Raw genomic sequence first — 7,033 nt, forward strand, 5'->3', positions numbered from 1 at the left:
CGGAAATAAAATGCCTTTAGCCAAACGTATTATTCCCTGCCTTGATGTCACCGCTGGCCGTGTCGTCAAAGGCGTCAACTTCCTCGAATTACGTGATGCCGGAGACCCAGTCGAAATTGCGCGCCGTTATGATGCACAAGGCGCTGACGAGCTGACTTTTCTCGACATTACCGCTTCAAGCGACAACCGCGATTTAATTTTGCACGTCATTGAAGCCGTTGCTTCACAAGTTTTTATTCCGCTCACTGTTGGCGGCGGCGTTCGCGTTCCTGACGACGTGCGTCGTTTGCTCAACGCTGGCGCAGATAAAGTCAGCATCAATACCACGGCAGTCACCAATCCCGAAGTGGTCGAACAAGCTGCGAGTCGTTTTGGTAGCCAAGCCATTGTCGTCGCCATTGACGCCAAAGCCACCGATGCCACCAATAGCCGTTGGGAAGTCTTTACCCACGGCGGTCGCCGCGCAACTGGGCTTGATGCGGTGGAATGGGCGCTGAAAATGCAGCAGCTAGGTGCCGGTGAAATTTTACTGACCAGCATGGATAGAGATGGTACCAAGATTGGCTTCAACCTGCCGCTAACACGTGCCGTATCCGATGCCGTCAATATTCCAGTCATCGCCTCAGGTGGCGTGGGTAATTTGCAGCATTTGGTCGATGGCGTAATCCAAGGCCATGCCGATGCGGTACTGGCGGCGAGCATCTTCCATTTTGGCGAATATTCAGTCCGAGACGCTAAGCTGGCGATGCAAGCGGCGGGTATTGAGGTGCGTTTATGAGCCTCCCACTTTGGCTGGATGAAATCCAGTGGGATGACAAAGGTCTAGTGCCGGTCATCGCCCAAGATGAAACGTCAGGACGAGTAATGATGTTTGCGTATGCCAATAAAGAGGCCGTTGCGCTTACCGCCGAGCGGCATACCGCCCATTATTGGACTCGTTCACGGCAAAAATTGTGGCATAAAGGCGAAGAATCAGGACATTTTCAACACGTATCAGCAATTGAGCTCGATTGCGATGGCGATGTACTGATTTATAAGATTCGCCAAGAAGGTGGCATCGCTTGTCATACCGGCCGTGAAAGCTGCTTTTTCCGCACTTTGCAAAATGACCAATGGATTGTTTCCGAAGCGGTTTTAAAAGATCCGAAGTCGATTTATGGTGCGAATCATCAACATTAAATAATCTCACACCGTTACAATTGCCACGAACTTGTAACGTAAGCGCAATATAATCCCTCATGTTTGCTGTATGGAGCTCGCTATGGTTTCCGCTGAAATTCTTGAACGTCTATCGACTACGCTGGCTGAGCGTCGTTTAGCTGATCCAACTTCGTCATACGTTGCCAAGCTGTATCATAAAGGCACCGATGAAATTCTCAAGAAAATCGGCGAAGAAGCAGTTGAAACCATTATGGCGGCCAAAGATGGCGACAAACTGCATTTGGTGCGAGAAGTGGCTGATTTATGGTTTCACACTATGGTTTTGCTGGCACATCAAGGCTTAAGCCATGAAGATGTACTGGCCGAATTAGCAAGACGTGAAGGCATTTCGGGTATTGATGAAAAAGCAGCACGCAAATAAGTCCTCGTGTAAGCGTTAGATCGCAAAACTGCGATGCACGAAAACTTTTGCTTATCTATTTGAGTCTAATGGGAAGCACAATGAGCGATTGTTTATTTTGTAAAATTGTTGGCAAACAGATTCCTGCGAAAATCATTTATGAAGACGATGATGTCATCGCCTTTAACGATATTCGCCCAGCAGCCCCAGTGCATTTTTTAGTCATTCCGAAGCAACATATTGACTCTTTACTCGGCTGCACCGAACAAGATCAAGTTTTACTGGGTCAGCTTTTGGCACGAGTACCAGACATTGCGCGTGAACAAGGCTTACAAGCCGGCTTTAAAACAGCGATCAATACCGGTGAAGCGGGTGGGCAAGAAGTGTATCACTTACATTTACATGTCTTGGGTACCCCACAAGAGTCATAGACGCTCAGACGCAGATTAATTACCCTGTAGCAATATATCTACTTGTATTGATACAGAAATTTTGCATTTATCGGCGATCAATCGCCCTCTACTTATCGAGGCATATCATGGGTTCATTTAGTATTTGGCATTGGTTAGTGGTACTGGTCATTATTATCTTGGTTTTTGGCACCAAAAAACTAGGCTCAGTCGGTAAAGACTTAGGCTCTGCAGTCAAAGGCTTTAAAGATGGCTTAAAAGAAGGCGAACAAGCGGAAGCAGACGCCAAAAAACCAGCCGAAAAAGAAGTCGGTCGTGTCATTGATAACGACAAACCTTAAGCGTGCTTAGCACTCAGGTTTTCGCTATTTTTATTCACCCCGCTTTTTTCGGTAATGCCTGTGCTTGACATGAGTTTTGGTGAGTTATTAGTCATTAGTGCCGTCACTTTGATCGTGGTGGGGCCTGAACGCATGCCTAAAGTTGCAAGAACGGCCGGCATGCTGCTGGGCCGCTTGCAGCGCTTTATCGCCAATGTGAAATCTGAAATTCACCAAGAAATGCAAATGGGCGAGCTTGCCAAGCTAGAGGCCGAGCTGCGCGAAGGGACCGATGATTTACGCAATTCAATTCATCAGCCCTTTGCCGATGCTGCTGCCATGCTAGCCGAGGGCGCACAAATGCCGCCAACAGGCAGTGACGAGGACAGTCACGCCATCCATACGCCTGAGCAGGCCATCGACACTTTGCCAGCACTCCCCAATAGTGCCTATCGCGATCGGCGCTAACCTCAATGAACGATGAATCACTGGGTTCATCACCTTACGGCGGTGAATAAACCCACCCCTTGCCGACAGCGAAAAAGACATGATCGATAATCTACAGCCTTTATTTAGCCATTTATTAGAACTGCGCACCCGCTTGGTTCGCGGCGTGCTGGTTTTTTTGCTGGGCTTTATCGTGGCCTTTGCTTTTTCGGCGCAACTTTACGACTTGCTCGTTGCCCCGCTGGCGACGGTACTCCCCGGCCAAAAACTGGTCACAATCGGCATTGCTTCACCGTTTATGGTGCAAGTGAAAATCGCCGCCTTAGTGGCGTTTGTCATTACCTTGCCGCACACTTTATTTCAAGTCTGGGCTTTTGTTGCGCCCGGCCTGTATCAGCACGAAAAAAAGCTGATTATTCCTTTGATTATCGCCTCCAGCTTGTTGTTTGTTCTGGGTATGTCTTTTGCTTATTTTCTGGTGTTTGGCGTCGTTTTTAAGTTTATCGTCTCGGTGGTGCCAGCGAGCATGCAATGGTTACCGGATTCTGGCGAATATCTGGATTTTGCCATTGGGATGTTTTTGGCTTTTGGCGTGACTTTTGAAGTGCCGATTGCAGTCATTGTCTTGGTCAAAATGGGCGTGGTTTCCATCGAAAAATTGCGTGAAATCCGCTCTTATGTCATTGTCGGCGCCTTTGTCATTGCTGCCATCGTCACGCCACCCGATGTGGTATCACAATTGATGTTGGCGATTCCACTGTGTTTGCTCTACGAGCTGGGCATTTTTATCGCCGCCATGTTATTTCGCCCCAAAGCGGTCGTACCCGTTTGATTTTTCTCTGAGTTGATTATGCCGATCCAACTGCGCCTATTGCAGACCCTATTATTTTTATTTGCCGCCGTGCCGTGCGGGATTCCTTTTCGCTGGAATCCCAATCCTGTTTTCCCTTCTGAATTAGCCGCTTTTGTTTTATGCGTCTTGATTACGCTCACTTGTGCTTTTATTCCAAGTGATCACAAAGAAAAAATCAATCCGCCGTGGACCAGCGTCTTTTGGTTGGCTTTTGCCAGTTTTATTGGCGTGCAAGCGGCCATAATTCAGCCGTATTACGCCACCGAAGTCGTTTACCCTATTATTTATGCGCTAGGTGCCGGGATGTTGGCGTGGTCTTTATCACGCGCCATCGCGGTGTATGGGCAAAAAGACATTGTTACCATGTTTGCTTGGGGTTTACTCGCTGGCGCCATCTTTAATTCTGGCCTGGCAGTGCCACAAATCATGCAATTGGTGCAAGAAGGCCCACGACTGATTTTTGGCAATATCGGCCAAAAAAATATGTATGGGCATTACCTGGCTTGGGGCTTGGCTAGCGCGGCGTATTTAGTCACGCAAAAGAACGAACTGCCCAAGTGGATGTTTTGGATTGTTGCACCGTGGTTGGCATTGTCATTGGCATTTTGTGGTTCACGTTCGCCATTTTTGTACGCCATTGCGTGGCTACCGGCCGGTTTATTCTTATGGTGGCGCGGTGGCGAGATCGTTCGCCAATTTGGTAAAGCGCTGAGTATTGCCGCCGTTTTAATCATTGTGATGCAATTTTTAGCGCCGCTAGTGAATGAATTACTGCAAGCGCTACTGAAAGCCAAAAATGAAGTGCCAACGGGCTTGGATCGTATTGATTCCAATGGCTCACGCCGCTTGGTGGAATGGGAAAAAGCCTGGTTAGCCTTTTTACAGCATCCATGGACTGGGCTGGGCTGGGGCGCTTATGGCGCGCAAAGTATTGCGCTGCAAGTTCGCCCTGAATTTGCCATCGTCTCAGAGAGTGTTTTATTTACCCACGCGCATAATTCAGTACTGAATTTACTCGCTGAAACCGGCATTTTTGGCACTGCGATCATCGTCGCGGGGATTACTTGGGCGTTTGCTAATTTATGGCGCAACTGGAATCAACCGGTGGTGGTGTTTGGCGCTTCACTGGCTATTGTGTCGATTTTGCATAGCTTGGTGGAATATCCACTGTGGTATTTCCACTTCTTAGGCCCCTTTGTCGTCGCCCTGCTCTTTTTGCGCAGCGACGGGCCACAATGCCAAGTGCCAGCGATCGCAGCGCGAATCAGCTGGACCATCTGGGCAGCGATTGCGCTGACAATATCCGTACTCGGCGCGCAGCTGTATCTCAAGATTTACCCGATTATGGATCCAGCCAAAGACGAAAAAATCAACGCCACGCGCATTCAAACTTTAGAAGGGATGCGCAGCAATCCATTAATCGACTTTTATGCTGACTTTGGTTTATCCAATTACATCGTCGCTAGCCAGAGCGAAATACCTTGGAAGCTCGGCATCTTACGTAATATCAACGCAATTCGCCCTTACCCTGGGCAAATGACCGATCAAGCGGTGATGGAAGCACTCAGTGGCAACCAAGCCCTCGCCCAACAGCTGATGCGCCAAGCAGCTTTTGCTTACCCAGAAAGCTATGATTATTTCTACGAAACCTTATTTAAATTTAATGAGCCGGCAGTACGCGCCTTAGTAAAAGAAGTCGATGAAGGACGCGAGTTTTTTAATCGCAACCTCGATTTCAAATTAAAGCGCCCTACACTGCCTGAAGATGAAACCGTCAATTAATTGAGCAATTAAGGCTATTAAGCACAAGGCAGATCTTATTGATCTGCCTTTTTTACGACTACCTGCAAGTCACTCGATCTGCTTTTTTATCACTGACCGCTGATCACATACTGTCTTTTTTGTGGCTGCCCGCCGTGCAATCTGTTGTCTTTTCAGCCTTAGCCGCCAACCTTGCGCCTTATTTCATCAGCCACCCACATCCTTACGGCATAATTTACGTCAATAGCGCATCGACGCTAAGCCGCAACTTAAATCATGGATGAGACAATGTTGATCACCACCATCGCGCTACTGGCGTTTGTTCTGCTACTGGCCTATATCGCCTTACGCGGCGTCTATGAATTTGGCTTATCTCTAGGCGAAAGCGCTGACGAGCACATGCCTTTATTTGCGCCGCACACCTGTACTACAACCCCTTTTCAACAACGTCACCCGATTTACGCCATTGTTTTGCTAGTGCTCGGTGCGCGCTTAGCGACTTGGCTATTGGCTTGGCTGTTGTTTATCTTTCGAGAAAATCAGGTGGTCGGTTTTTTTGACAGCCTCAAAACCATTTGGTGGCGCTGGGATGCAGTGCATTATCTGAATATTGCGGCGCATGGCTATGTCACCGACGCGATGCCAGAAAAGCTCAACCTGGTGTTTTATCCACTCTACCCAGCCTTGGTCGCGCTGATTGGGCTCAGTGGCATACCGCTGTTTGCGGCCAGCTTAATCGCCTCATTAGCCGCCTTTTGTGCCGCCACCATCGTGCTCTATCGTTTGGTCGAGCGCGAAAGCCAAAATCCGCAATTGGCTTGGGATTGCTGCAAAGTCTTAGTGATCTTCCCTTTTTCCTTCTTTTTTGCCATGCCGTATACCGAGAGCTTATTTTTACTGCTCACTTTGCTGTCATTTTGGTATTTACGCGGAGGGTATTGGCTGCTGGCAGGCTTATTTGCTGCGCTGGCGGGCTTTACCCGCAATCAAGGGATTTTATTACTGATTCCATTTGCCGTTGAAATCCTATTGCGCTGGCGCAATGGCGAGTTCAACCGTCCTTGGCGCGCACTACTAGGGCTGGCGTTGGTGCCGTTGGGTTTATTGGCTTATTTAGCCATCAACCACATTGTGACCGGCAATTGGCTGCAGTTTTTAATCTATCAACAGCAAAATTGGTCACAAAGCTTTGGCTTTATGCCAAGTAATGTCGCCAATGCCTTTAGTAATCTGCTGCAAGGCGATTTAAACCTCGCACTAGGCACTTGGCTGCCCACCGTGCTGTGCTACTTTGCCGCGATTGCCTTGCTACTCACCAGTGGCCGACAACTGCCACTGCCGTATTTGGCGTACTCGGCGGTGTATTTATGGGTGTCGTATTCACCAAGCTGGTTATTATCCGGCCCACGCTATTTGATGAGCTTATTTCCGCTGGTGATTGCCACCGGTATTTTGATGCAAAAAAATCGTTACTGGCATCAAGCCATCGAGCTCATCATGCTCTTCGGGCTGGGGTTTTTCTTGCTGATGTATATCCATTACCAAGTTTATTGATAGGGTCTAGCGAGCTATACCCTGTCAAGATAGGCAATATTCAGATTACATGTTGATGGTTTTAAGTGCCTGCGGCACGGCTGTTTACAGTCGCAGTCCGCGACGGGGACCCTCTTTCTTTGACTCG

Annotated in this window: 9 protein-coding genes; all 9 read left to right on the top strand. The window is 48.5% G+C overall.

Annotated features, from left to right (window positions below):
* The first annotated feature begins 10 nt into the window (after nt 1–10).
* A complete protein-coding gene (gene hisF / locus Q0V82_RS11270) occupies nt 11–778 on the top strand; it encodes an imidazole glycerol phosphate synthase subunit HisF (protein ID WP_297575779.1) in 768 nt (255 codons plus the stop codon).
* Complete coding sequence (gene hisI / locus Q0V82_RS11275) at nt 775–1,179, top strand: phosphoribosyl-AMP cyclohydrolase (protein ID WP_297575780.1); 405 nt, start codon at nt 775–777, stop codon at nt 1,177–1,179. The genes hisF and hisI overlap by 4 nt, the downstream gene beginning before the upstream one ends.
* 82 nt (nt 1,180–1,261) lie before the next feature.
* Nucleotides 1,262–1,582: a phosphoribosyl-ATP diphosphatase gene (locus Q0V82_RS11280; RefSeq protein ID WP_173532549.1), complete on the top strand. Its 321-nt coding sequence runs from the start codon at nt 1,262–1,264 to the stop codon at nt 1,580–1,582.
* 80 nt (nt 1,583–1,662) lie between these two features.
* Nucleotides 1,663–1,992, top strand: coding sequence for a histidine triad nucleotide-binding protein (locus Q0V82_RS11285; protein WP_297575781.1), 330 nt, complete (start codon nt 1,663–1,665; stop codon nt 1,990–1,992).
* A 107-nt stretch (nt 1,993–2,099) separates the two neighbouring features.
* Nucleotides 2,100–2,312 carry a Sec-independent protein translocase subunit TatA gene (gene tatA / locus Q0V82_RS11290; RefSeq protein ID WP_173532551.1) on the top strand — a complete coding sequence of 71 codons (213 nt, stop codon included), beginning with the start codon at nt 2,100–2,102 and terminating at the stop codon, nt 2,310–2,312.
* A 69-nt stretch (nt 2,313–2,381) separates the two neighbouring features.
* Nucleotides 2,382–2,759 carry a twin-arginine translocase TatA/TatE family subunit gene (locus Q0V82_RS11295; RefSeq protein WP_297575786.1) on the top strand — a complete coding sequence of 126 codons (378 nt, stop codon included), beginning with the start codon at nt 2,382–2,384 and terminating at the stop codon, nt 2,757–2,759.
* A 79-nt stretch (nt 2,760–2,838) separates the two neighbouring features.
* Nucleotides 2,839–3,570 (top strand): twin-arginine translocase subunit TatC, encoded by a 732-nt coding sequence (tatC, locus tag Q0V82_RS11300; protein ID WP_297575782.1) that lies wholly within the window; start codon nt 2,839–2,841, stop codon nt 3,568–3,570.
* Between the two features lie 18 nt (nt 3,571–3,588).
* Nucleotides 3,589–5,373 carry a PglL family O-oligosaccharyltransferase gene (locus tag Q0V82_RS11305; RefSeq protein WP_297575783.1) on the top strand — a complete coding sequence of 595 codons (1,785 nt, stop codon included), beginning with the start codon at nt 3,589–3,591 and terminating at the stop codon, nt 5,371–5,373.
* Nucleotides 5,374–5,640: 267 nt separating this feature from the next.
* Nucleotides 5,641–6,906 carry a mannosyltransferase family protein gene (locus tag Q0V82_RS11310; protein ID WP_297575784.1) on the top strand — a complete coding sequence of 422 codons (1,266 nt, stop codon included), beginning with the start codon at nt 5,641–5,643 and terminating at the stop codon, nt 6,904–6,906.
* Nucleotides 6,907–7,033: the final 127 nt, after the last annotated feature.

The organism is uncultured Deefgea sp. (assembly GCF_947072475.1).
Lineage (GTDB): Bacteria > Pseudomonadota > Gammaproteobacteria > Burkholderiales > Chitinibacteraceae > Deefgea.

What these genes read in the sequence shown, in the direction of transcription:
- hisF (WP_297575779.1), top strand. Translation starts at nt 11, where the DNA reads ATGCCTTTAGCCAAACGTATTATTCCCTGCCTTGATGTCACCGCTGGC.
- hisI (WP_297575780.1), top strand. Translation starts at nt 775, where the DNA reads ATGAGCCTCCCACTTTGGCTGGATGAAATCCAGTGGGATGACAAAGGT.
- Q0V82_RS11280 (WP_173532549.1), top strand. Translation starts at nt 1,262, where the DNA reads ATGGTTTCCGCTGAAATTCTTGAACGTCTATCGACTACGCTGGCTGAG.
- Q0V82_RS11285 (WP_297575781.1), top strand. Translation starts at nt 1,663, where the DNA reads ATGAGCGATTGTTTATTTTGTAAAATTGTTGGCAAACAGATTCCTGCG.
- tatA (WP_173532551.1), top strand. Translation starts at nt 2,100, where the DNA reads ATGGGTTCATTTAGTATTTGGCATTGGTTAGTGGTACTGGTCATTATT.
- Q0V82_RS11295 (WP_297575786.1), top strand. Translation starts at nt 2,382, where the DNA reads ATGAGTTTTGGTGAGTTATTAGTCATTAGTGCCGTCACTTTGATCGTG.
- tatC (WP_297575782.1), top strand. Translation starts at nt 2,839, where the DNA reads ATGATCGATAATCTACAGCCTTTATTTAGCCATTTATTAGAACTGCGC.
- Q0V82_RS11305 (WP_297575783.1), top strand. Translation starts at nt 3,589, where the DNA reads ATGCCGATCCAACTGCGCCTATTGCAGACCCTATTATTTTTATTTGCC.
- Q0V82_RS11310 (WP_297575784.1), top strand. Translation starts at nt 5,641, where the DNA reads ATGTTGATCACCACCATCGCGCTACTGGCGTTTGTTCTGCTACTGGCC.